Source organism: Candidatus Thiodiazotropha sp. AKAK3 (assembly GCF_058244645.1).
Genome location: NZ_JBSYOQ010000050.1, coordinates 105408 through 129999, shown reverse-complemented (window position 1 = coordinate 129999; position 24592 = coordinate 105408). Strand labels below are relative to the sequence as shown.

Genomic DNA, 24592 nt, shown 5'->3' with positions numbered 1-24592 from the left:
AATTCCACCTGCTTTGGTCAGAGCATCAGTCAGCAACCTCCGGGACAAGGAGGGTGTTCCAAACCAGAAAGCTAGCTCGGACGGCTGAAAAACTGTTAAAGTCCGCCGCTTGGGGTTTGCTTATGGCTGAACCAATCAAGGCGCTCAGAGCAGAGAGTGCATTATGGGTGTTCATTTGGCCCGGTACATGTCACCAAAGCCAGTTCCGAATTAAGACGGACTGACACTCGATAGTTGCTCTGGCGCGGCTGTGAGGGTTCAGATTAAGAGCTAGGTCCCAACGGCACCTGTGCGCTTGGCTGGTAATACGGGCTGCGCCAAAACGAAAAATCGGGCTGCAACACGGATTACTTACCGCACTGACGTCGGCTGCTACAGAGGTTCGTATGCAAGCCGGCGCCTGAAAAACTAAGCTGAATATAGCAACCTTCACCCGGAACATCAATCTTACAATGCAATTAAATCGGCGCTAAATGTCAGAATCAAAAAAGAATTCTCTAAAAGTCACGTTCATTGACATCAGTGAGGAGTTTGCCGGGCAAAGAATTGATAACTTTTTGTTTCGACATCTCAAAGGGGCTCCGAAAAGCTACATCTACCGTATTTTGAGAAAAGGGGAGGTGAGGGTCAATAAAGGCAGGATAAAAGCCCACTATAAACTCAATACGGGAGATACGATTAGAATTCCCCCTGTGAGGCTGCCTACTCCGTCAGAGCAGGAAAACAAGGTATCAGAATCCCTTAAAAATCTTCTCAGTCAGGCGGTTGTATTTGAGGATGATCGATTTCTTGTAGTCAATAAACCATCGGGGCTTGCTGTTCACGGTGGCAGCGGTGTCAATCTTGGATTGATTGAGATATTTCGCCAAATCCGTCCTGAAGAGAAGCACCTTGAGCTGGTGCATCGACTGGATAGGGATACCTCTGGCTGTCTGCTGATCAGTAAACGACGCAGTGCATTACGAACTTTACATGAACTGATTCGGGAAAACCGGGTCGATAAGCGGTATCTTACTCTGCTTGCGGGAAGTTGGCGCAAAGGCGTACAAGTCGTCGATATGCCACTGAAAAAGAATACCTTACAGGGTGGTGAGCGGGTGGTTCGTGTCGATGCAGAAGGAAAACCTTCACGGACTTGCTTCAAGCGCCTGCAGCGCTATTCAGAGGCGACCTTGGTCGAGGCAGAGCTGATTACCGGGCGCACTCATCAAATTCGAGTCCATACTGCCTGGCTGGGTTCGCCGGTTCTTGGTGATCAGAAGTATGGTGATACAGCCAGCAATAGGGCAATGAAAGAGAAAGGTCTGAAGCGACTGTTTCTGCACGCCTATAAAATCAGCCTGCGCTGGCCAGGCGAAAAACGGGATATGGTGATTGAAGCGCCACTACCCGAAGAGTTGGATCAGGTTTTAAATAGACTTAAGAGTTAATATGAAATTTAGCTTGTTAGTATTTGATTGGGATGGAACTTTAATGGATTCAGAAGCCCGTATTGTAGCCTGTGTCGAGGCAGCGGTACGGGATCTTGAGATGCCGGTTCCTGAGCGTGAAGCGATCAGTAATATCATTGGTCTCGGATTACGCGAGGCGGTGCATCAGCTGTTTCCTGAAAGTGATGATCAACTGCATCTACAGATTGCAGCACGTTATCGGGTACACTTTTTCAGTGGCAGTGAAGCGCCCTCCCAACTCTTTGAAGGGGCGCGTGAGACACTTGAAAACCTCGCTGCTAGGGGATATATGTTGGCCGTAGCGACAGGTAAAGGGCGTCAGGGGTTGGATCATGCCCTGAAGACAACTGGATTGGAGAGGTTTTTCCACTTTACCCGATGCGCTGATGAGACTTTCTCTAAACCCCATCCAGAAATGCTTAACCAGATTCTTGAGGTCAGTGGCGCCTATCCCGACCAGGCATTGATGATCGGTGATACCGAGTACGATCTTGAAATGGCGCTCAATGCCGGTATGCCCTCATTGGGTGTTACCTATGGTGTACATACTCCAGAGCGATTGCGCAAACACGCTCCCCTTGCTTGCGTCGATCGCATAACAGAGATACCTGACTGGTTGGATTCATATCTAGAAAAAACTTCTTCTTCCAATATATAAAATCATATATTTCAATTATTTGTGGGACTATTTTAATGTCAGATAAGAGTCAAGAGGAACAGAGAAATCAATCCGAGCCCACTCAGTGGGAAAGAGATTTACTCAATCGTATGGTGATGGCAACAGTCGCAGAAAATCGGCGAAGTCGACGCTGGGGTATCTTTTTCAAACTACTTACATTTGCCTATCTGTTTATCATTCTGGGTATGTTTTTATGGGCAGATAAGCTGCATGTTGATGATATTTCAGCCTCAGAACACACAGCATTGATCAATGTGAAAGGTCTCATCTCATCAGAAACAAAAGCCAGCGCAGATAAGGTGGTAACTGCGCTGCGTGATGCCTATGAAGACAAAAAAACCAAAGGCATCATTCTGCGCATGAATACCCCGGGTGGAAGCCCGGTTCAGTCAAGATATATCAATCGAGAGATAGTGCGTTTGAAAGAGAAGCACCCCGATATACCGCTATATGCCGTTGTTTCTGATATCTGTGCTTCCGGCGGCTACTACATTGCAGCTGCTGCAGATAAAATCTATGCAGATGAAGGCAGTATTGTTGGCTCCATAGGTGTACTGATCAATGGATTTGGCTTTGTTGATGCTATGCAAGAGCTGGGTGTTGAAAGGCGTCTGTTAACTGCAGGTGAAAACAAAGGCCTTCTTGATCCTTTCTCTCCACTCATAGAGTCAGAGGTAGGCCATGTGAAACAGATGCTCGATCAGTTGCATCAACAGTTTATCGAGACTGTAAAAGAGGGTAGGGGTGATCGACTCAAAGTTGATGAGCATCCAGAGCTCTTCAGTGGTCTCTTCTGGAGCGGTGAAGAAGCCTTGAAGCTAGGCCTGATTGATGAGTTCGGCAGTAGCAGCTACGTCGCAAGAGAGATTATCGGTGCTAAAGAGATTGTTGATTTCACCCACAAGGAGGAGGTTTGGGATCGTCTGGCGCGTAATCTTGGTGCTGGCGCTGCCTCATTTTTTGCGAACATCAGCGGATTGGGTGAAGGCGTTACAATCCGCTGACCCAAGCTATTCCCTATAAGCAAACGATTCGATGCTTATTCCTCCGCCGACTTCATGGCTATGTTCTTGAGGTCGGTGGGGTTTTGCCAGGCATCCCAGTGTTTTTTATAGCGTGTATCCAGTACTGAGAGATGTTGATCCAATTCCAGAAGTAACTTTTTCTGAGGGTAGGATTGAGAGTTACGCTGATACCAAGCTTCCATATCACTCTTGAGCTGCTCTCTTTGGGAGACCACTGAGCCGATAGCATCTTTCAAGCGGGTTAATTCATCACTGCATAAATCTGCCACGGCATATCGAACACCCGTTTCAAAAATACGGGTTCCACCACCCTCGCTGACTGTTTGCCTGAGATAATCTGAATCAACTACCTGTACCCCGGCCAGGTAGTCTATACCAAAATCAGCCAGCTCCCGGACCCAGGGTGTGGTTGGACCCATCAGTACCATTTTCGCTTTTGCAGATAACTCTGCCAAACGTGGAAAGGTCTTATTGATCAATGTGGTAGCACTTAGAAATACCCAGTCCGCATCCCTGAGAACATACTCAGCTGCTGGGTCTGGCAGGTCATTTTCTGTGCTATTTCGCTCCAGGATAATCAACTCGATATCATCACTTTCAAGAGTCTCAATTCCAGGATATCGACCAATGACCACTACTTTTTTGCCTGATAGTCTGGGTCTGAAATACTCAAAGACACTCAGATTGGCCGGGCCGGTAGGAAATAGTGGTGTGGCACTTTCGGCAAGACTGTTCTGGTTATTGAGAACTGCATTGATACAGGCCATACCGACAGTGGCTTCATAGGGGTTCCATGATTTCACCCAGGTAGCCAGCTGTTGAAGATCTTGACCCCTAAGGGTGCCAGACCAGGGAAGGACTCTGGTCATTGTGCCCGGACTCATTGCCAGCCCTAGTGAAGATGATCCTCTGGCCAATGTCCAGGTAAGGCCAATCAGTACCTCTTTTACCTCTCCGCTGTCAGATAGTTGATTGAGCAACATCTGGTAGACGAGCCATGGATCATGACTATTCATGGAATCTTCTTTCAAATCGTTCCACCTGCTTAATAGATTTGGCTACTTGAAATAATATGAGTGATTCAACAACTCAAACAGCTTATAGAGATTGAATCCATTGCAATTATCAATCCAAAACTAACTCATTGAAAAGATTAAAAGAGAAATAGCTGATTTGTCTGTTTTCATACAATTGAGTGTTAACAGGTCCTAACTGTACACCACCCATAAGCGCTTTACACAGGTATTTAGTTGCCGGGTTAAAAAACTAAAACGGATAATCATAGATGTTGGTTTGCATCACTGGAATGTTTCAGCAGATTCTTGGCAAAGGGTCATCTTCAAGCTCATCAAGAATTCTCGATCCGCCCAATTCAGTATGCAAAACCACATAAGGGTCATTTGCCTCTGTTTCACCAATGATTGCCGCTAGTTCTCCGTCAGGCAGTTTACGCCATCTGCTGAGGGCCTGTTCTGCCTCATCTGCAGCGACCACAGCCACGACTCTCCCTTCGCACGCCAGAAATAGCGGGTCATACCCAAGCATTTCGCATACGGAAACCACCTGATCCCGCACAGGAATGGCCAATTGATCAAGGTTGATTCGAAGACCAGTTCCTCGGCTCAATTCATGAGCAACAGTTGCCAGCCCCCCTCGGGTAGGGTCGCGCATAAATCGCAAGCCTGGTAGATCCAGTAATTGTTGAGTGAAGGGCAGAACACTTGCCGCATCGGACATCAACGCCCCACTTAAACCAAACTGCTCACGCGCCAGCATTACCGCAATACCATGGTCACCAACAGGCCCGCTCACAAGAATACGATCACCGGCTTGAATATTTGAGATCCCTAAGTTGATCTCGGGTGCTTTGATGCCAATGCCGGTAGTGGCTAGATAGACACCACCACCTTCGCCTCGCCGTACCACCTTGGTATCACCTGCAACCACGGCTACGTCGATGGCTTTAGCTGCGCTGGCAATGCCTTGAATGATACGTTCCAGGGCCTCAACCTCGAAACCCTCTTCGATAAATGCATTAAGACTGAGATATTTTGGTATGGCACCTGATACTGCAAGATCATTGGTAGTGCCATGTACCGCTAAAGACCCAATATTGCCACCTGGAAACTCTAGTGGTTGTACAGTAAAACCATCAGTGGTGAACATTAGATCTCCCATCCTATCAATGGGTAGTTTGACTGCATCGGCCTGGACGTCCAAGTTAGGATTTTTAAGATACCGGGCGAACAGCATCTCTATCAGTTCACGCATCAATCGGCCGCCATTGCCGTGGGCGAGAGAAATATGTCTATCAGGTAGATTCATAGAGTCAGTCAAATCAGATAAAAAAACGAAGGGCAGGGGGTGCCAGGAAGCAGTATCTTTGTTTAGGCCTTGAAATGATAGCAGATAAAAAACCCCGCCATGACAGCGGGGAGTTTTTATCGTAGTGATTGCTTATTATTCTGATGGTGTTGCAGGTGCTGGCGCAGCGGGTGCAGCATAGGGGTATCCATAACCATAACCAGGATAAGCTCCCGGATAGCCGTAACCATAGCCAGGATAGCCATAACCCGGATAACCATACCCATAACCAGGGTAGCCGTAGCCATAACCAGGATAGCCCCAGGGACCGCCGCCCCAAGGACCACCGTAGTAGTCATCATCATCAAACCAATCAAAAGGGCCCCAGAATGCCTGCGCGGGAAGTGTGGCAAGCAGGGCGGAACCGGCGATAGCTGCAATCACAGCGGATTTTAAGGTTTTTTTCATGGCAAATTCTCTCCAACTTAACTCATCTGTTATGTTTTTTAGGAGGACTCAGGGCGTCAAAACCTCAACATGAAATTTCATCGGTAAAAGAGGTTCAAGACTACTGATATGACTTCCTGGACCTGACTAATAATATAAATCAGAAAGAGAAAAAAATGTTGATTTGAATCATAAAATTACCAACTATTAATATAACCTCACTACAGTAGGCATTTGAGGCGATTGAAGGCTTCCATAATCTGTGTTTCTGTGTTGTGGAAATGCGGGGAAAAGCGGATGCCTCCTCCCCGATAGGCGCACATCACCCGTTGCTCCATAAGTGCCTGATAGAGGAGTTGATTATCCTGGTCAGGCACAAAGAAAGTAATAATTCCGCCGCGCATTTCCCGGGCTCTGGGTGTGAGTAGCTGAAAACCGAGTAGATCGATTTGATCGATTATAAATTGAGTCAATTCCTCAATCCTGGAGGAGACAGATTCAATACCCTGATCAAGCAGCAGTGTCAGACTGGCATGCAGAGCGTGAACACCTAGCATATTCGGACTGCCACATTCGAAACGGCGAGCGCTATCTGCAGGCTGCCACTCTTTCTGATCAAAGTCACCCATTGCCTCGACCATATGCCAGCCATACTCATTCAGTTTGAGTCTCTGCCGAATCGATTCCCGGCAATAGAAGAGTGCAAGCCCTTCGGGGCCCAACATCCACTTGTGCCCATCAGCAACAACAATATCGGCCTTGCATTGCACTACATCAAAAGGAGATGCGCCCAGGCTTTGGATGGCATCGACGACAAACAGGATATCTTTCGAGCGACAGTAGTCGCCAATAGTATTCAAATCTGTCTTTCGCCCATTCGCGTATTGAATTGAACTGACGGAGATCAGCCGCGTACGTTCATCACAAAGCGCTAGCAACGCCTCTTCAGGTTGCTTGCTGCTCTCCAAATCTAGCAGGCGTAACTCAACCCCACGGCTCTGCAGAGACTCCCAGACAATGCGATTGGATGGGAATTCCTGAGCAACTGACACAATGTTGTCGCCCACCTGCCAGTCCAGCCCATAAGCAACAAAGGAGAGACCTTCCGAGGTGCTTTTCAGCAGGGCGATCTCATCCTTAGAGGGGGCATTGATCAACTGGGCCAGTAGAGTGCGTAATTCATCCTCCTTTGCCAACCATTGGAGGTAGTTTTGAGAGCCGTAGGTGCCATTTTGATGGGCAAACGCCACTACCTCTTCAACGGAGCAGGTAGGCCAGGGGGCTACGGCAGCATGATTCAGGTAGATAATATCTGGGTCTAGCGAGAAATCTGACATGGTTGTCCTCTAATTTCGCCAATTTCGAAAAGAATAGGAACAAAATCGCTGGCTCGTCCCTTATCTTGGTCGCGTGCAGATCTGAACGAAGATCCCGGATGAGACACCACTTTGGAATGCATCGAGAGATTATTAGCAGAAAGGGGAGGGGCTTGCAGCCTCCAATCCTCTTGATAGAGGTTGATAAGGCGTTCTTAATTCAATATATGGCTCCCTCAAAAATAGGATCATAGTTGTGATTAGGCTGCTAATTATGCAAAAAATACAATAAAAACAGAGTGTTAATGTTTTATCACGGTTTCTGGTTACTTCATGAAATGTAAATTATTGTATTTACGACTAGTTTAATACTTTAGAAACTATTAATATTGCCGACAACAAGGATAGGAAGGAACATTATTGGTTTGTCAGGCTTATAGTGCAGATTGAGGATTGTCAGTGCTAGAAAGCTATTTAAACGGCATTATGTTAGTTGTGACTAATACGCGAGTAGTGAGGTGTACTATGTCATTTTTAAATTGTAAGTATCTGCGTCGTATCGTCTCTGTGGCGGGCATTTTTCTAATTGGTGGTATGTTACTTGAAGTGACAGCTCACCTACTGGCCAACGACATCAATCTATTACTCATCCAGCCTATCGCATTGGGATTAGTGTTGATCAGTCCAGTGATCATCCTTGCGACTGTCGTGATTTCGTTGATTCCTGGAGTCAGTTTGAAAGACTGCATCCGATAAGGAATTTCGACTAAATAGACCATTCGCAATTGCGCTGTGCATGGTTAGGAAGGGAAGCCGTCCCAATAAAAAGGATTAATGGTTTCCCATTTTTCTGCTGCTCCCTTCCTATAGTCTGTAGTAGTTTGGATTCAATCCGATAAAAAGGGTTGGATTTTACTGATGCATAGATCCTGGTTCTAACCTGATGGGTCGTAGGATTGATTGTTCAGTCCGTATTACTCATTAGGTATTATATCCAGGAGTGTCGGTTTTCCGCTTTCAATGTCATAGATAACAATACGATCATTATTGGTGTCTGTGATATAGAGCCTGTTCTCATACAGGGTCAATCCTCCTGGCTCGTTTAACTGAAGTTGGCCATCTACAGTACTTAAAAAGCCCGGTTTGCCATCACCAATTAGCGATTCCACAGTTGATGACTCAAGATCGAGCTTTTTGAGTTTGTGGTTATAGGTGTCAGCGAGATAAATCGACGTCTCATCTTTCACTGATATACCAAGTGCATGTTGTAACTTGGCACTTTTCAGATTGCCATCCCTGTCTCCAAAATCGAATAATCCGCTACCCACCAAAGTTTCTACCACTTTTTTCTGCAGATGAATTCGTCGAACTGCGGAGGCTTCAGAATCCGCAATGTACAACCAATTGTCGTGGATGTTCAGCCCACTTGGTTGACTGAATGTGGCCTGCTCCGCATCGCCGTCCACAATACCCTCGCGTCCTGATCCGGCAAATACGCCAAGTTGCTTGTTGTTGATGTTATAAACCCAGATCTGGTGGCTACCGGCCATGGCAATAAACAGCCTGTCATCCAATAAAGCGAGTGCCCAAGGCGAGGCCATACCGATAGATGTGGCTTGATATTGACCGCTACGTTTTCGTTCCAGAGAGCCGTTACCTGCGATGGTGCTGACTCTGTTTTTATCTAGGTTTATCAGTCTGAGTAAATGGTTTCCGGTATCCGCAACATAAATATCATTGTTAACAAAAGCCACTCCTTGCGGGGAGCTGAAGCTGGCATTAGTAAAACTGCCGTCCCGGCGACCAACAGCACCAGATCCAATGATGTGCTCGATTTTGCCATTATGATCGGTGACAATTATACGATTGTTGAGGGTATCGCTAATGGCTATATGCTCTTTTGATACAGCGATTTTTCCCGGCGCTGACAAGAGTGTGTCATCATCTCCCTCCCGCTCAAGCCTCATTGGTATGGGGGAAGGATCAATAGCTGGCCTGTGTTGCTCTAGTAGCTCAGATATTTTTTTGTCGATCTGATCATATCGACCTTCTCCTACCACATTGCCGAGTACTTCACCCTCAGGGTCGATTATCACCCGCGTAGGCCAGGCACGCATGCCATAATATCTTCCGAGTAATCCATTCACATCATTGACTACAGGATGGTCGACGCCGTATCGAATCACGATTTTCCTTAAGGTTTGCAGGTTTTTTTCGTTATCAAATTTTGGTGTATGCACGCCAATCACCAACAATTGATGGCCATATTTCTCTTCCAGTTTTTTTAAATCAGCCAGTACATGGATGCAGTTGATACAGCCATATGTCCAGAAATCCAGAATAACAACCTTGCCCAGCAGGTCATTCAGTGTCAGTGGACGCTCAACGTTCAGCCACGGTAATCCCGGAGCAAACTCACTTTGCTTATCGATGGTTTTACTGGGGGTGACAGGTTTTTGTTCAGACTCTGGTGTTTCAGATGAGCAGCTGGCGGTGATCAGTGCTGCCATCAAGAGTAGGGAAAACTTTAAACAAAGAACAATACAAGCAGATTTGTGCCAGTTGGTCATAGTATTATGTTTCCAGACTTCTCGAACTTGATTTCAAGTAGAGCATAGGAAAACTGCATTGTCTGTATCAACAAAGCAATTGTTACGAAAATGTTATATTTCATCGCCTATCGTGGCTCTGAGGGTCGCCCAATTTACCGCATAGGTTCTATTAATCCATTACCTGATAAAGGTTACTGTGATGGTTGACTTGAGCACATATTCTGCAAAGTTGTTGGGGGGCTTCTGAAGGGGGGTGTGCAATGTTGCCACATCTTGTGCAAGTAAAGGTATTTAGGGTCAGACTCTTTTGCGGCATCCTCGACCACTTTAAGATAGTGATGGCTTCTTTCTCACATATATCCCGGCAAATTGCACATGCTGTACAGGCCTCAGGTCTGATTTCATAAAATGTTTTGTTTGGCTCAGTAATGAGTGCAATAGCATTATGAGGACATGTTTTGACACAGGCATCACAACCATCACATCGGTTGCTGTTGATTTGTGGTACGTAGGGCCAGGTTGATGATTTTTTCCCATTAGGCAGCAGTTCACCCGGTGAAGGAAAAACATTCGCAGCTTGTTCATTCAGTTTGAAGAGGGTGGAAGCGGTTTCGACGCCGCTGCCCATCACATCTCGTAAGAATGACCGTCTGCTGAGATTTGACGTTACGGGATTTACATCCATTCGGGATTGGACACGTCGCCATTGCTTGAAACTCAATTTGTGATATTCAATGAGCGGGAGTTCTTCCTCAACAAGTGCACTATTGATCTCTTGAATCCGTTCAAAGAGGGTTGTGCTGCTACCATGCGGGCACTCAGGACAACTACCGGTTGCGCTCACCCAATGCAGATGACCTTGACGATAGAGTTTAAGTATGTCGCTCAAACCAATTAGGTTGATACAGGGTAAAACGCCTTGGTTATCCTCCATCCCAGTTTGTTCACAGGCACAGAGTGCAATCTTTCCCTCTCCCAAATCACCGATGAGGATCTCATATTGGACTGTGACAGCACTCTCCGGGCAGACCGGTACACAGAGACCACAGCCATTACAAAGTGACGCATCGAACTGTAATGCTTCATCATCCAGGCTCCAAGCTTGTGCGGGACAAACATCCACACAAGCGGAACAACTGGCGACTTCTACCAGGGAGTGCACACAACGGTCCGGGTTTATAACCGGTAATCTCTCTTCTTGTCGTATCCTATTGATTAGATCTTTTAGAGGTCTCATGAGTCTAAGAGATATATTGTTTTCGAGTGATCATAAAAAAACCTATACTGCCGGCCCCATGCCTGGCATATAACTCAGCGTTACCTCTTGGCTCACCGAACCAGACTTCATTCTCTCAGCGATCTCTTCCTCTGATGGCCTGGGCTGGTTGGTGATCGTGGCCATGAGATCCCTTAACTCTTCACAATAAGCCCCTGTCAAAAGAGCGACAGCTGAAAAATAGGGTGTCGCAGACCGATGAGCAACACGTGTTGAAAATTGACTAAGCCAGCGCAGCAGATGCTCATCCATAAAACGGGCAATATCCTCTAATTCTTGGACGGAATCAGCAATGGAAAATAGATGAGAGATGAACTGAAGTTGCAAGACCAAGTCATCATCCGGTCGGATGCGCCAGTTTTCCGCTTTCAGACCATAATTTTCGTACCAGGCTCGTACCTGAAACATACTCTCTTGACAGGTCAGCTTCTCTTCATCGATCCATACTGATTCCAACGGCGATGCCTGCAGACTATGATTCAGATAGATGTCTGCATAATCCGCCGCCAGCAGATCGAGAAACTCATCATCGAATGATGATGGCAAAGTTTCAATCATCTGGCACATAAAGTGAGATGCCTTTTCACCATCTTCACTGACAAGTTTCAGGCCCATTGTCTTGGGAAATTCATGATTCACCAATATCTCAAGCAATTCCGCATCCGGTTCCTTGATGTGCAAGCGGGTCAGCATTAGCAGGTCATCAGCGATAGCTTGCATAAAGCTCTTTATCTGCGCTTGATTTGAGTCTTCGTTCTGATCAACTGACAGATTCATTATTTAACCTTTCCTTTGCTGTGCGCCACAAAACCGATGGAGGGTTTAGTTAACTCAATGTCGGCCATGTTCTTTACTTGTTTTGAAATTTTATCTGCTGGACCGACAGCAATCGTCTCTAAACTGCCTCTCCAGATTTCATCGATGGAGCCAATATCCAACACCCGCATCATGCAAGCCATGACACAATAAGGTTTGCGGCCCGCTTCGATCTCGTCAACACACATATTGCATTTTTTAACGATGTTATCCCCAGGATCAAACTGTGGTGCACCATAAGGACAGGCCGCTTCACAACGCCGGCAGCCGATACATAAGGTGGAGTCGATATCGACTATGCCATCCACTTGTCTTTTGAAAATCGCCCCAGTGGGGCAGGTGGGTAGACAGGCGGGTGATTCGCAATGGTTACAGGACATGTTGACCTTATAGGCATAGACATCCGGATACTTACCACCCTCGATGTATTGAACCCGTCTGAATCTGGGGCCAGCAGCCAGTCCATTCTTATCTTTACAGGCGATTTCACAGGCCCGGCAGCCGATACAGTCAACATTGTTATGAACGAATCCCAGCTGCTTATCAGGCACTACCGGTGTGTAGGTCTCACGCTTGCGTCGCTTTACTGCAGCTTTAATCCTGGACTTATCTTTTTTACTTGTCATTGATCTAACCTCCAGGATTAAAGATCACGCCTAAAGACATGAGCTCGTGATGTGGCCTGTTGGTCCCAGCCAGGCCGATGCTCCAGATCCGTTTTCTTGATATTGCACAATACAGTGTTGTAGGCGAAAGCTCCGGCAGGACTCGGCTCATCCAGGGTTAACATATCTGGATTGCCAGCCCGGTCGACACCCTCCTCATCCAGGTCGATCCATACTCCCTCATGCAGTACCGCCACCCCTGGCATACAGCGCTCTGTGACATAGGTCGGCACCACGACCCGGCCACGCTTATTCCAGATCTCAACTGTATCGCCAGTTCTGATACCGAGTTTTTTTGCATCTGCGGCATTCAGCGTCACTTCCTGTTCATAGGTCTCGCGCAGCCAACTGCAGTTATTGAATATGGAGTGGGTACGCCAACGAGGGTGGGGCGAGATCAGATGAAATGGATATTCACTGGTCTTAGGACTGTTCAGTGACTCCCATGGCTCGATCCACTTAGGTATATAGGGAATCTCATAGCCATACATGGTTGTTTTCCAGTCGGTGATCTGTGCCAGTTGTGAGGCCAGGATTTCAATTTTGCCGGAAGGGGTCTGGAACGCTTTCCCGTTCTCTATTTGTTCCCTGAAGGCAACGTGCGGTTGGTCGAGTTTAAATTTGTAGACGCCTCGTTGTTTGAATTCATCCCAGGACATATCCACATGCTGGTGAGCCATCACTTTCTGTTCCCACCACTCCTTGAGATAGGCTTCATCCACATTGTCATTAGTATGAAAGTAGTCCCGGTTTGCTTTTGGGTTGAAGGCCTGACCGAAGACATCACCGCCGATCCGGTAGGCTAGTTCAGTGAAAACCTGGAAATCGGATTTTGACTCTCCCATGGGCTCTATGACCTTGGGGCGATGAATATAGTAGTGGCCTTTATACCAGGGTAGCGCCACATCATGCCGTTCAAAGTGCGTTGCTATGGGTAGCAGGATATCTGCATATAATCCTGATGGAGTGATTGTCGAATCCATGCAGACCACAAGCTCCATCTTGTTGATCGCCTCAATCTCTTTATTGATATTGGTTAGCTGATTGAACCAATCAGATCCCTGCCAGAATATGCCTTTGATATTGGGGATCTGCCCGTCTGTTTTGTCCTGACGCGGCCATAGCCCAATCTCTTCTCTTTTTACATTCGGATAGTTTAGGACACAGTGTGCCCAACGATCAGACTTGATGGACTGGAACCAGATATTTGAGTATTGATCATAGGGGTAGGCCACTGCTTCCGCATGCCAGGCCTTGCCAACACCTTCAGCGCACCCCCCCAGGATGCCGATATTGCCAGTCATCGCCTGCAGGGCTGCGGCCATGCGGTTGTACTGCTCACCATAAGCGTTTCGGCCTGGTGCCCAGGATGCCTTAAGAGCAGCCGGTTTGGTACGGGCATACATATCGGCCAGTTTGATAATGTCTTTGGCCGATACACCGCAGATTTTCGAAGCCCACTCCGGGGTTTTTGGCTCATTATCATATTTACCCAGGATATAGTCCTTAAAGTTCTCCTTGTCCTTGGCCCAATCAGGCATGGTTCCGGCATCCATACCTTGGCAGAACTTGTTGATAAACTCCTGGTCATGCAGGTTGCTGGTGAAGATATAGTGGGCCATGCCCGCCATCATCGCTGCATCCGTATTGGGACGAATGGGAATCCACCAGGCATCGTACGCGGCTGCAGAGTCGGTGTATTGCGGGTCGATCAAAACAAACTTACATCCACGTTGTTTAGCCATGCGCATATACATGAAGGTATTGCCGCCATGGAAGGTGTAGGCAGGATTCCAGCCCCACATGATCATCAGCTTCGAATGGGCGAAGGTATCATCCTCATTACCATCTTCAATGGTACCGAAGGTCATGCGCGAGCTGAAGGTGGTTCCCTGGTATGAGGGCACCGACCATGAGCTGGTGCGACAGCCAAACATTCCCAGGAAGCGACCCAGCAGACCCTCGATCTGATCCGATTTATGCAGTACCCCATAGGAGGCTCCGGCATAACTCTGATCCACTAGCGCAGTCGGACCGTAGGTATCTTTGATTTCAACCATTTTACTGGCCACATATGTCAGGGCTTCATCCCATGAGATACGCTTGAATTTACCTTCACCCCGTTTGCCAACCCGCATCATTGGGTAGAGCAGGCGTTCAGCTGAATAGAGTCGTTGCCGATAGGAGCGTCCACGCAGGCAGGCCCGCAGTTGCGGCTCTTCGTTATCGTCCTTACCGAAATGGCCATTCCGCTGGTAACGACCATCGTCTGTGGAAAGGCGCACTATCACATCTTTCCACTTATGAGCGACCAACATATGCCGTGAGCCACAATTATGGGCGCAACTGGTTACCACCGTTTCGAGTTGATCGTCTGTTGGATAAGGTTCGTAGGCAAATGCCTTGGCCTCCTTGGCGGTCTTCATTTCCACCAAACCTCCGGCAGCCAAAGATGCGCTACCCACTGCTGCGGATTTCAGGAATGAACGCCGGGAGAGATTCAAACGTTCATTCAGACTCTGGGTTAGTTTTTTTATACTCATCCGTACCTCGCACTGTCAGCTGTTGCTAGTTTGCAGCCTGCTGGATCTCTTTACGGAACCTGGGTTCCGATTCGGTTGGTCTATCTTTGGCCCATTCTGGGGTGACGCTCGACATACTTTTCCAGGGATGCCGGGGGTAGGGGTAGGCGATGCGATACCATTGACGCCCCCCATGACAGCCATAACAGACATCTGAATTCGCTTTGCCTGCAGCCTCGATGGCCTCGGCTTTCAAATAGTTGACCTGGTGCCGCTCAGTGCGGATATAGGAGTGACAAAGAAGACAGTTGTTTTGAAAGTTCTTGCGTGACTCCGTCCAGGGAGCAGGAAGGCCCATAAGATCGTAGGCATTGGCACCGTGGCACATCAGACAAATGTCAGGATTGACCGACTTGCGGAGTGATATATCACGATTGCTATGGTCTGGCGGGTTCACCGCCTCTTCTCTTAAATCGTTGCCCTGATGGCAGGTATTACATTTCAAGTCCATCAACTCCATTGCCAGCGGTGTCACCAGATGGCGGCGATGAAATGTCTCCTGTTCACCTTCATAGGTTGATAGAGTTTGATACCAAGCCAATGCCTCAGTCGAGGTGTTGCCTGCCGGTGCCTGAGCCAGCACCTTCCTCTCTAGAATCTCTTGATGACAGCTGACACACTGTTCATCTGTCGCATTATCTATATCAGGTTTGAAATGGATGGAGTGCCAGCGTGATCGTTCATAATCCTCAGGACCAAGGTCACGGGCTAAAACCAGATCGGTCGATAGCAGCATCGACAATAACAGCGGAATAAAGGTCCTGATAGATAAAATCATTACATCTTCCTCAGCTGATGCCCTAATAGAAATATGAAGTTGGGAAGTTTTTTTGGATTTGAGCGCGTCCCTGCGCTCTAGAAAGTGGTATTACTGGATATTCCAGAAACCTATAGTCAATTAACGCCAACCACTCATGCCTGACATGCCATCCATACCTGACATACCGCTCATGCCACCCATACCGGACATACCGCTCATGCCACCCATGCCTGACATGCCACTCATGCCACCCATACCGGACATGCCGCTCATGCCACCCATACCGGACATACCGGACATACCGCTAGCCGGGTAGAAGAAGATCTGTCCCTGAGGGGTGATCTTGAAGTAACCGGACATGCCGCCCATACCTGACATACCGCTCATTCCGCCCATGCCGGACATACCGCTCATTCCGCCCATGCCTGACATACCGCTCATGCCGCCCATGCCTGACATACCGCTCATGCCACCCATGCCTGACATACCGCTCATGCCACCCATGCCTGACATACCACTCATACCGCCCATGCCGGACATACCTGAAGGCATCCAAACCCACTGGCCACCCATGCCGCTCATGCCACCCATACCGGACATGCCGCCCATACCGGACATGCCGGACATTCCGCTCATACCGGACATGCCACCCATGCCACCCATGCCGCTCATACCGGACATGCCGCCCATACCGGACATACCGGACATACCGGACATACCGGACATACCGGACATACCGGACATACCACTAGCTGGATAGAAAAAGATCTGTCCCTGGGGAGTAATCTGGAAGTAACCGGACATGCCACCCATGCCACTCATACCGGACATGCCACCCATGCCACTCATACCGGACATGCCACCCATACCACTCATACCGGACATGCCACCCATACCACTCATACCGGACATGCCACCCATGCCACCCATGCCACTCATACCGGACATGCCACCCATACCGGACATCCCATCCATGCCGCTCATTCCTGACATGCCTGCGCTAGCGAGTGGGGCAACAGCAAGTGCTACGACCATCCCCATCGCTTTGATCACTCCTTTCAAGTTTGGCATTCGAATAATTTTCATGATTTTCGCCTCTAGTTGTAATAAATATTTATACTTTTATTTAGAACCGTTAACTGCTTTGTAGTCGTACCATCAATTGAGATTGGTTCTAATTAATTCCAACACTACTGATGCCATTGTCGAATATCGTATGGACCTCTCATCCCTGGGCGGATGAAAGGTGTGTACCAGTTACCTTGGTTGTCAAGGAAGTAGAGACTCCTGGGATATGGTTGTTGAATACCAGTCAAGGCTGATTGATACCAAGCCTTATCACGCGAAACAGGTTTCATGACCGGTGCATTCATTGGACGCTTTGAAGGCTCTACACCAGCTATGGGATAGCCAGCCATGAGCTGTAACGGAAGCAATACGAATAGACCAGTGCTGGCAGTAGTTAACAACCGCATTCCAAAACCCTCCTCCATTCGTCATTGTTATCAGTACGGGTTGGTACGAGTTACAACGCAAGCGCTATGCCAGAGCTTTGGTTTGAGATTTTTTGTATTGATTTATAAGGGTTTTTTAAAGATTTTGGCTGATTTCATGATTTATCGTTTAATCAGTTAATCTGACGATTTGTCATGCTCTAAGGCTTCGATCCAAACAGCTTGCACATGAAAAAAAAGTAGGGATGAGTTTAAAAGAGAGTTTAAATATTATTTTTCATTTAGTTAGAGAATATATACAAATTGAATTTATTCCTGACGAGGAAATATCCTATGACTGACATTTCGTCATACATCATCGATCAGATGTTTGTCGCCTGAAAGAAAACGGGGAGTGGAAGGGTAACAATATTCCTTCACTCCCCGGTTGTGTTGTTGATAGTGATAAATTTGATTGAGTTTATGTCTAAACGATCACTACTCAATCAGTACCACACCAGCATCTGAAACACGGATAGCCAGTTGGTGCTTTAGTGGATAGGGTGCCGAATCTCCAACAATACTAACCAGATAGATGCGGTTTATCTTGCGGATGCGACCGACTTGAAGTCCCTCTGTACCAGAGTTGTTGAGCCATTGCTTTGCAATATCCTGCGCTTCAGACCAAGTATCCACAGGCAGTGAGCTGCTGGTCAATTGAAAATGATTAATTCGGCACTCCAATTGAGTCTCATTGCTATCTTCTGCAGGTTGCTGTTTTAGGTGGGATAAATCCACGGGATGAAACAGTAGCGCCCCCTGTTGATCCCGTTCAATATGCCAGTAATCAAAGCCGGAAAGGTCACTCGGCAACTCCCCGGTTGTTTGAAGTGAATCACTGGTTGAGGTCAGTATTGGCTGTTGCGTGATTTCGGATGCTGCCTGTGTTGTTTGCGGAATCAAAATTAAAGTGTTGTTTGCATCCCACTCGACTTGCCATCCTCCACCTTGCAAAGCATCCTTGAACTTGTGCATCCCGGATGCTTCAGGAACTACTGACTGAATGTCAGTAGCAGCTTCTTTTTTAGGTTGACGGTAGATAATACTGCCATCTGTCGCGGTGTATTCTTGCCATCCCTGCTGGATCAAGGATTCACGTAATGACTCCCCAAGTGGATTGACCGGTTCCGCTAAGCCCATAATCGGTAACCATAAAAGGAACCACAATACTTGAGCAGTGTGGTGGAGATCGGAAGAGTTGTTGTTGTTTCTCATTTGTGGCTCTCCTGCAATTGGGGGGGTAAGGTGATCGGATTCCCAATTTATGAGCAAAACATAAGCCAAAAGCAGAAAAGCAAGTTTTTATTTACGAAATGATCATTGGATTCATCGCATGAACATGACAAATTGTCAGAAAAAAATATTTTATTTACTATTACAATTTCAGTTAGACCATCTGATCCTGAGCAACTGAGTTGTTACAAGAGATGAACTGGATAAGAGACAGCCTGAACAGAAAATTTATCCTGGGTACCACATCAGGTCTCGCTTTAAGCACCCTTGTCTTTCTATTACTCTACATCCCGCTCTACCAGTCGGAGCTGGAGGTGGCAAGGGCGGATACCGCCAACCAGGTCAACAAACTGCTGCAGGTATCCTTGGAAAATGCCATGCTCAAACGAGACCTTCCCGGCTTGAGCGAGATGGTGAAGAAGCTTGGTGAACAAGAGGGTATAGTCAGGGTTTTCATAACTAATCCGGCTGGTGAGATCCGCTTCAGCAGTGACGATGGGGACTTTGGCAAAAAGCTGAAAAATCCCTATCAGGGCAAAATACAAACAACCCGTTTTGTGCAGAATGAAGCGCAACAAGAGCTGCTGCGCAGTATCAATCCGGTACACAACAAACCTCTCTGTAAAGAGTGTCATGGTCAGGCAGAACAGCACCCGATCAACGGTATTCTCTATGTCGACTACGATGCCACACCACTTAGGAACAAAGTAAGCAATACCACCTTGATGCTGATGAGCGCAGGATTCCTGATCGTGATTCTCAACCTGGCAGGAGGTTGGTGGTTCGTAAATAGTAATATTCTCAGGCCTGTCAAACAGCTCACAAATGCAAGTCAGGAGTTGAGCGCTGGAAATTTACAAACCCGGGTTTCCATGCAGGGGTCTGATGAACTAAGCCGACTTGGAAATACCTTCGATCTGATGACTGAGCGACTACAGGAGAAACTGCTGGAATTGGAGGAACAGAGGGGGTTCCTGCAGGCCCTGGTTGACGCCATACCTGACGGCATCAGGATTATTGATGATAATTTCAGGGTCTTACTAGTCAACAAAGCCTATTGCGAACAACACTTGCTGGAGGATATGGCGGAGGTCGGTGCCACCTGTTACGGGGTTACGCACAATGCAACCAAGCCCTGTCCACCGACCCTGATCACGTGCCCGATTCATGAAGTGTTACGAAATAAAAAACCGATCAAGGTGATGCATCAACACCACCGTCTGGATCACACTACCTTCGAAGCCGAGATTTTTGCGGCGCCCATAACGACTATACAAGGCAGACAGACAAAGACCCTCATTGTTGAATCGATTCGAGATCTTGAAAAAACAATTAAATTTTCCCAGGAACAGAAACTCTCTGAATTGGGGCGTCTGGCCACCGGCGTCGCCCATGAGATTCACAATCCGCTGGCTTCACTTAAATTGGCTATGGATGCCGCTAAGAACGAGATTGTTATCCGTAACAACTACACTGAAGAGATAAAGCATAATTTCGAACTGATAGACGATCAGATCAGTACCTGTATTGAAATCACCGGCAAGTTGTTGAAGCTCGGCGCATTGCCCCAGGAATACCTGGAACTGGTCGATGTCGCGAGTGCGCTGCATGATACACTTACGCTGATCAGATGGCAGGCTGATCAGTCGAATATCACAATTGAAGAGAATTATGAACATGAGGTGCCCCGTGTCCTGGCCTCTGACAGTGAAATCAGAATGGTAGCCCTCAATCTGTCGCAGAATGCATTTCATGCGATGCCTGGTGGCGGCATTTTAACCGTTTCCTGTTCGGTCGATGAGGATAAAGTCCGGATGGTTTTTTCTGATACTGGTGCGGGTATTCGACCCAAAGATCTCCCCTATATTTTCGATCCGTTTTTCTCGCGCCGCGCCGACGATGTAAAAGGGACAGGTTTAGGTCTGTCAATCAGTATGGCGATTATAGAAAAGTATGGTGGGACTATTGATGTGTCCAGTGAAGTTTCTGTTGGCAGTGTGTTTACCATAGTACTACCGAATGCCCAGAATGAACTGGAGGAATAGATGAAATCCAAATTGGTTGTAGTAGAGGATGACGATACGCTTAGAAGCCTCATGGTAAAACACCTATCAAAATTAGATTATGAGGTGGAAGGTCTGAGTCGTTGGGGCAGTGTAACGGACTACCTGGAAAAGTATGAACCATCCTTGATTATCACCGATGCACGCCTGCCTGATGCCAATAGTCTTGAGTATATCGGGGGTTTGTCAGTTAATTATCCTGTAATCGTTTTGACTGCATTTGGTTCTGTGCGCGATGCTGTAAGTGCTATAAAAGCGGGCGCAGTGGATTATATTGTAAAACCTGTCAGCCTCGACACATTGACAATTACTGTTGAAAGGGCGCTCGATAATGCTGCCTTACGCAGAGACCATATGTTCTGCAAAAGACAGTTGGAGCAGAGCATTCAGCGCAACTCTTCCCTGGTGGGAAATAGTACAGCGATGGCTCAACTAAAACAGACGATCGGTGTCGTGGCGCCTAATGATATTACTGTGTTGATTCAGGGTGAGAGTGGTTCAGGTAAGGAGTTGGTGGCGCGAGCCCTGCATGGGCACAGTCATCGAAAAGAGCAGAACTATGTTGCTGTTGACTGCTGTACACTGCAGGAAAACCTTTTTGAATCCGAGTTGTTTGGGCACGAGAAGGGTGCTTTTACAGGTGCTGATAAACAGAAGAAAGGCTTGATCGAAGGGGCAGAGGGCGGCACTCTGTTTCTTGATGAGATTGGGGAAATCAACAGTAGTGGTCAGGCCAAACTTTTACGTGTGCTCGAAACTGGACAGTACCGGAGGTTGGGCAGCACCAAGGATCTGACGGCGAATGTCAGAATTGTCGCAGCCACTAACCGGGATCTGGAGACCATGTCGTCTGAAGGTGGCTTTCGTTCCGATCTGTTTTTCAGACTCAACGCATTTAATATCGTCATACCACCATTACGGGACAGGCGTGACGATATTCATGAGTTGGCAGAGTATTTCGTAAATAATCACTCTTTTTCAACCCGCGTCAGCAAGAGGCTCTCTTCAGCTGCGGTTCGTTCACTGGTCGCTTACGACTGGCCAGGTAACATCAGAGAGTTAAAGAACATAATCGAACGGGCAATCATTATCTCTGGCGATCGGCAGACCATCAAACCAGAGCATTTTTCATTTAGCCGTGTGCTTGGGAAGAGTGAAGGGGTAGTGACCCTGAGTTTTGACCACGATCCTTCCTTGGAAGAGCTGGAAGCACACTATTTATCCTATCAACTAAAAAAATACTCAGGACGCCGGGGCAAAGTTGCTGAAGCTATGGGTATCAGTGAACGCAGTATCTATCGTATGATTAAGCGTTACGAGTTAGACGAGAGTAATTACAAAGCAAGTTGATTACCGCTACTGCTTGGCAAGCCAAGCTGCAATAGTACGCATCTCATTCTCGCTGAGTGCGCTCATGATGCCTTTCATCACACTCGACATGCTGTTTGATCGGCTACCGTTCTTCATGTCTCTCAACTGATTATAAAGGTAAGCTTCATTTTGCCCTGCAATGATTGGGTAGTAAGGCGTTGTCGGTGTGCGGCCATCCATCCCGTGACAGCCTGCGCACGCTTTCGCAAGGTAGAGACTGGCACTATCGTTGTCTGCATTTTCCGCATAAGCGCTGGATATCGCAATTGTGGCGATGAGGAGATAGATGAATCTATCAATATGCTTTGATTTTCTCATATCAACCTCTTAGGTTAATTACAATCTGTGGTACTTCTACACTCAATCAAACTCTGTTTCATCGGCTTGAAACATTCTGGCGACTTCAAAGCGAAGACGTTTATCTATGCCTATACCCTGCCATCCATGAGTATGGTTGATTACTCCCAATGCCAGCGGGAGTCCGTTGCTGTTTCTGATGAGCAACGTTTCAGTGGTGCCATCTGAAACTTGGTTGACGATTTGTTGTCCATACTGATCCTGATAGTCCACCTCTTCCTCTGAGTCCCATAGGTCGCTCTGTTTGTCATCAAGGGTTACCACTGCCAATGGTTTTCCATCCATCAGGCGGATGAACTGATGGATCTCATCCATGGTGCGATGTCTGGATTCCTCAATGGGATCTTCGCTAAACTTCAGTCTGTACTCAGCCATGCGTTATCCTTATTGGAAAAGCTAATGTGAGATTGTCATGACAGATCAGAAACCCAAGGTCAAAAAAAGAGCAGGGAAGGTTGTTCACAGCGCTGTCTCGCTGCATGCCCGGGAAAAGGCAGAAGAGATACGTGAGCGCTATGATAGGGTAATTGACTACCAGAGTGTGCTTGATATGCTCGAGGATCGAAAGTCCGTTCGCTACCCGGTAAAGCTTATGTTTGTCTCCGAGGGTATAGAGCCCGGTATGTTTGCCAGAACAGAGCCGGTCTCGGAGAACCCCGAAGATGGTTATACCATCATGGTGCATAACTATTTTGAAAATCGACACGACGATCTTCCTTTGCTTATTCTCTATCAGTTGGTGCTGGTCAACTATGGTGACCTCGCCACAGCCAATGATGCAGAAATATTCGGTGCCACTATCCTCGGTATGAACCGTGAAACCTACTATGAACGGATTGCAGCTTTGGTTGATAGCATCAGGAGCAACTGATTCCAATGATTGCAACCATTGGTGCTGTTTAGATAAAACAATCATTCAGGTAATGACGCAAGCCATTTAGACAACACAGCAATCTCTTCATCGCTGATCAGATGCATGACATTTTTCATGGCGACAGAATGAGCGTTTGATCTCGATCCGCTCTTGATATCCTTCATTTGCGCCAGTAGATAGGCCTCAGCTTGTCCAGCTAATTTTGGATACTCATCCATCACCGGCTGCTTGCCATAAGCTCCGTGACAGGCAATACAGGTTCGTTCATGATATAGCGCTGCCGCATCCAGTGCCTCTACTCTGACCGGTAACATAGAGAAGAGAATAGATAGAGTTACACTGATCAATCTGATTTGACTTATCATGACAATATTTCCAATAGTAAACTGCATATAATCCCCATATGGACTTGAGGAGCAGGGCACTCTTTTTTTGATACCATAAGATCTACCCTAGTGTTAAATGGTCATGCAGTTGCAGCCTGCGACATCACTCATGATCTGCCTCGTCCAGGTTTGCACCATGGAGCATTCTTTCATGATCCGCATTGGCCATTCCCTTGGGCAGGTTTGGTGCTGGCTCAGGACGCAGTTGGGCAAAACCTGAGTTTCTGTTTTCCTGTTCAACATCATGAGGATTATGGCATTCAGTACAGACCCACCAACGTTTTTTCCCCCCCTTGTCCCACATACCGATACGCTTGCCGTGGATGCTGTTTCGCCAGGAACGATAGACCTGTCCATGACATTTGCCACACAGCTTCTGGGGCTGGTTGAAACTGATTGAGTAACCAAAATTGTCAATCAGTTTGGTTCTGTCTACCAGATGGTGACAATCAAGACACCAGATGTTTCCCTTGCCATGTTTGAGATTCATGGCATCTGGTACCGTGTCCAGATGCATCTTCAGCGGACGTGCATTCTTAGTGTGGGGAATCGGTACATAACTGCCATCATGGCAGGCCATGCTACAGATTGTCAGTAGTTTGTTTCTGTCGAGCTGTGGTTCACGGGGTCTCACCACTGCCTCTTCATTGGAGTAGTCCGCTTCGATCTCCATATCCCCCATGGGAATGGTCTCTGCGAATGGGTCATCCCACCAGAGCACACCCCCGGTTGTAGATGAACATTTAACATTCACCCGCTCAGGGCTGATTTGCCGAACCTTAACCTGAGACATGCCATCCCGACTTTCGAAACACTCTTCGCCAGTCTGATTCTCTGTGCCGATTAATGGTCTGGCGAATAGAAAAAGCAGCAGACATAAACCAATGAGTGGCCGATGATTTCGATAGCATGTCATGGTTATTCTCCAATTCGAATTTGCCT

The 24592-nt window shown here is 47.4% G+C and carries 24 protein-coding genes; 7 read left to right on the top strand and 17 right to left on the bottom strand.

Annotation, left to right across the window (positions count from 1 at the left end; genetic code table 11):
* The first annotated feature begins 473 nt into the window (after positions 1-473).
* Genes rluC through AC4IE7_RS11010 form a run of 3 tightly spaced genes read left to right on the top strand, consistent with a single transcriptional unit; the run spans position 474 to position 3134 of the window.
* Positions 474-1430, top strand: a complete 957-nt coding sequence (gene rluC / locus AC4IE7_RS11020; protein ID WP_490776891.1) for a 23S rRNA pseudouridine(955/2504/2580) synthase RluC — start codon at positions 474-476, stop codon at positions 1428-1430.
* Position 1431: 1 nt separating this feature from the next.
* Positions 1432-2109 carry an HAD-IA family hydrolase gene (locus AC4IE7_RS11015; protein WP_490776890.1) on the top strand — a complete coding sequence of 226 codons (678 nt, stop codon included), beginning with the start codon at positions 1432-1434 and terminating at the stop codon, positions 2107-2109.
* A 35-nt stretch (positions 2110-2144) separates the two neighbouring features.
* Positions 2145-3134, top strand: a complete 990-nt coding sequence (locus AC4IE7_RS11010; RefSeq protein WP_490776889.1) for a S49 family peptidase — start codon at positions 2145-2147, stop codon at positions 3132-3134.
* Positions 3135-3169: 35 nt separating this feature from the next.
* Here AC4IE7_RS11010 and AC4IE7_RS11005 read toward each other — a convergent pair whose 3' ends face one another.
* The 4 genes from AC4IE7_RS11005 to AC4IE7_RS10990 form a co-directional block, all read right to left on the bottom strand.
* On the bottom strand, positions 3170-4171 hold the full coding sequence (locus tag AC4IE7_RS11005; protein ID WP_490776888.1) for a Rossmann-like domain-containing protein: 1002 nt from the start codon (positions 4169-4171) through the stop codon (positions 3170-3172).
* A gap of 295 nt (positions 4172-4466) precedes the next feature.
* The gene (hypE, locus tag AC4IE7_RS11000; RefSeq protein ID WP_490776887.1) at positions 4467-5480 is read right to left on the bottom strand and encodes a hydrogenase expression/formation protein HypE; all 1014 of its coding nucleotides are present in this window, start codon (positions 5478-5480) and stop codon (positions 4467-4469) included.
* A 135-nt stretch (positions 5481-5615) separates the two neighbouring features.
* Positions 5616-5927 (bottom strand): hypothetical protein, encoded by a 312-nt coding sequence (locus AC4IE7_RS10995; protein ID WP_490776886.1) that lies wholly within the window; start codon positions 5925-5927, stop codon positions 5616-5618.
* Positions 5928-6127: 200 nt separating this feature from the next.
* Positions 6128-7243 carry an aminotransferase class V-fold PLP-dependent enzyme gene (locus AC4IE7_RS10990; RefSeq protein WP_490776885.1) on the bottom strand — a complete coding sequence of 372 codons (1116 nt, stop codon included), beginning with the start codon at positions 7241-7243 and terminating at the stop codon, positions 6128-6130.
* A gap of 504 nt (positions 7244-7747) precedes the next feature.
* Between AC4IE7_RS10990 and AC4IE7_RS10985 the strand changes: the two genes are divergently transcribed.
* Complete coding sequence (locus tag AC4IE7_RS10985) at positions 7748-7978, top strand: hypothetical protein (protein ID WP_490776884.1); 231 nt, start codon at positions 7748-7750, stop codon at positions 7976-7978.
* A gap of 218 nt (positions 7979-8196) precedes the next feature.
* Here AC4IE7_RS10985 and AC4IE7_RS10980 read toward each other — a convergent pair whose 3' ends face one another.
* From AC4IE7_RS10980 to AC4IE7_RS10940, 9 genes are all read right to left on the bottom strand, one after another.
* Entirely contained in the window at positions 8197-9792 is a 1596-nt protein-coding gene (locus AC4IE7_RS10980; protein ID WP_490776883.1) for a thioredoxin-like domain-containing protein, read from the bottom strand.
* A 151-nt stretch (positions 9793-9943) separates the two neighbouring features.
* On the bottom strand, positions 9944-11011 hold the full coding sequence (locus tag AC4IE7_RS10975) for a 4Fe-4S binding protein (protein WP_490776882.1): 1068 nt from the start codon (positions 11009-11011) through the stop codon (positions 9944-9946).
* A gap of 42 nt (positions 11012-11053) precedes the next feature.
* Positions 11054-11827, bottom strand: a complete 774-nt coding sequence (locus AC4IE7_RS10970; protein WP_490776881.1) for a TorD/DmsD family molecular chaperone — start codon at positions 11825-11827, stop codon at positions 11054-11056.
* Positions 11827-12492 carry a 4Fe-4S dicluster domain-containing protein gene (locus tag AC4IE7_RS10965; protein ID WP_490776880.1) on the bottom strand — a complete coding sequence of 222 codons (666 nt, stop codon included), beginning with the start codon at positions 12490-12492 and terminating at the stop codon, positions 11827-11829. Before AC4IE7_RS10965 ends, AC4IE7_RS10970 begins: the two co-directional genes overlap by 1 nt.
* Positions 12493-12509: 17 nt before the next feature.
* Complete coding sequence (locus AC4IE7_RS10960; RefSeq protein WP_490776879.1) at positions 12510-15074, bottom strand: molybdopterin-dependent oxidoreductase; 2565 nt, start codon at positions 15072-15074, stop codon at positions 12510-12512.
* Positions 15075-15099: 25 nt separating this feature from the next.
* Complete coding sequence (locus tag AC4IE7_RS10955; RefSeq protein ID WP_490776878.1) at positions 15100-15891, bottom strand: hypothetical protein; 792 nt, start codon at positions 15889-15891, stop codon at positions 15100-15102.
* Between the two features lie 120 nt (positions 15892-16011).
* Positions 16012-16959, bottom strand: a complete 948-nt coding sequence (locus tag AC4IE7_RS10950) for a hypothetical protein (RefSeq protein ID WP_490776877.1) — start codon at positions 16957-16959, stop codon at positions 16012-16014.
* Between the two features lie 104 nt (positions 16960-17063).
* Positions 17064-17348, bottom strand: coding sequence for a hypothetical protein (locus AC4IE7_RS10945; RefSeq protein ID WP_490776876.1), 285 nt, complete (start codon positions 17346-17348; stop codon positions 17064-17066).
* Between the two features lie 456 nt (positions 17349-17804).
* Positions 17805-18581: a hypothetical protein gene (locus AC4IE7_RS10940; protein ID WP_490776875.1), complete on the bottom strand. Its 777-nt coding sequence runs from the start codon at positions 18579-18581 to the stop codon at positions 17805-17807.
* 212 nt (positions 18582-18793) lie between these two features.
* Between AC4IE7_RS10940 and AC4IE7_RS10935 the strand changes: the two genes are divergently transcribed.
* On the top strand, positions 18794-20644 hold the full coding sequence (locus AC4IE7_RS10935; protein WP_490776874.1) for an ATP-binding protein: 1851 nt from the start codon (positions 18794-18796) through the stop codon (positions 20642-20644).
* The gene (locus AC4IE7_RS10930) at positions 20645-22012 is read left to right on the top strand and encodes a sigma-54-dependent transcriptional regulator (RefSeq protein ID WP_490776873.1); all 1368 of its coding nucleotides are present in this window, start codon (positions 20645-20647) and stop codon (positions 22010-22012) included.
* A gap of 6 nt (positions 22013-22018) precedes the next feature.
* Here AC4IE7_RS10930 and AC4IE7_RS10925 read toward each other — a convergent pair whose 3' ends face one another.
* On the bottom strand, positions 22019-22351 hold the full coding sequence (locus tag AC4IE7_RS10925) for a c-type cytochrome (RefSeq protein WP_490776872.1): 333 nt from the start codon (positions 22349-22351) through the stop codon (positions 22019-22021).
* A 42-nt stretch (positions 22352-22393) separates the two neighbouring features.
* Entirely contained in the window at positions 22394-22765 is a 372-nt protein-coding gene (locus tag AC4IE7_RS10920; RefSeq protein WP_490776871.1) for a hypothetical protein, read from the bottom strand.
* Between the two features lie 37 nt (positions 22766-22802).
* Between AC4IE7_RS10920 and AC4IE7_RS10915 the strand changes: the two genes are divergently transcribed.
* On the top strand, positions 22803-23261 hold the full coding sequence (locus tag AC4IE7_RS10915; RefSeq protein ID WP_490776870.1) for a hypothetical protein: 459 nt from the start codon (positions 22803-22805) through the stop codon (positions 23259-23261).
* Positions 23262-23302: 41 nt separating this feature from the next.
* Here the strand turns inward: AC4IE7_RS10915 and AC4IE7_RS10910 are convergent, their stop codons facing one another.
* Together AC4IE7_RS10910 and AC4IE7_RS10905 are read right to left on the bottom strand one after the other, a co-directional pair.
* A complete protein-coding gene (locus tag AC4IE7_RS10910; RefSeq protein WP_490776869.1) occupies positions 23303-23629 on the bottom strand; it encodes a c-type cytochrome in 327 nt (108 codons plus the stop codon).
* Between the two features lie 124 nt (positions 23630-23753).
* Positions 23754-24566: a hypothetical protein gene (locus AC4IE7_RS10905; protein ID WP_490776868.1), complete on the bottom strand. Its 813-nt coding sequence runs from the start codon at positions 24564-24566 to the stop codon at positions 23754-23756.
* Positions 24567-24592: the final 26 nt, after the last annotated feature.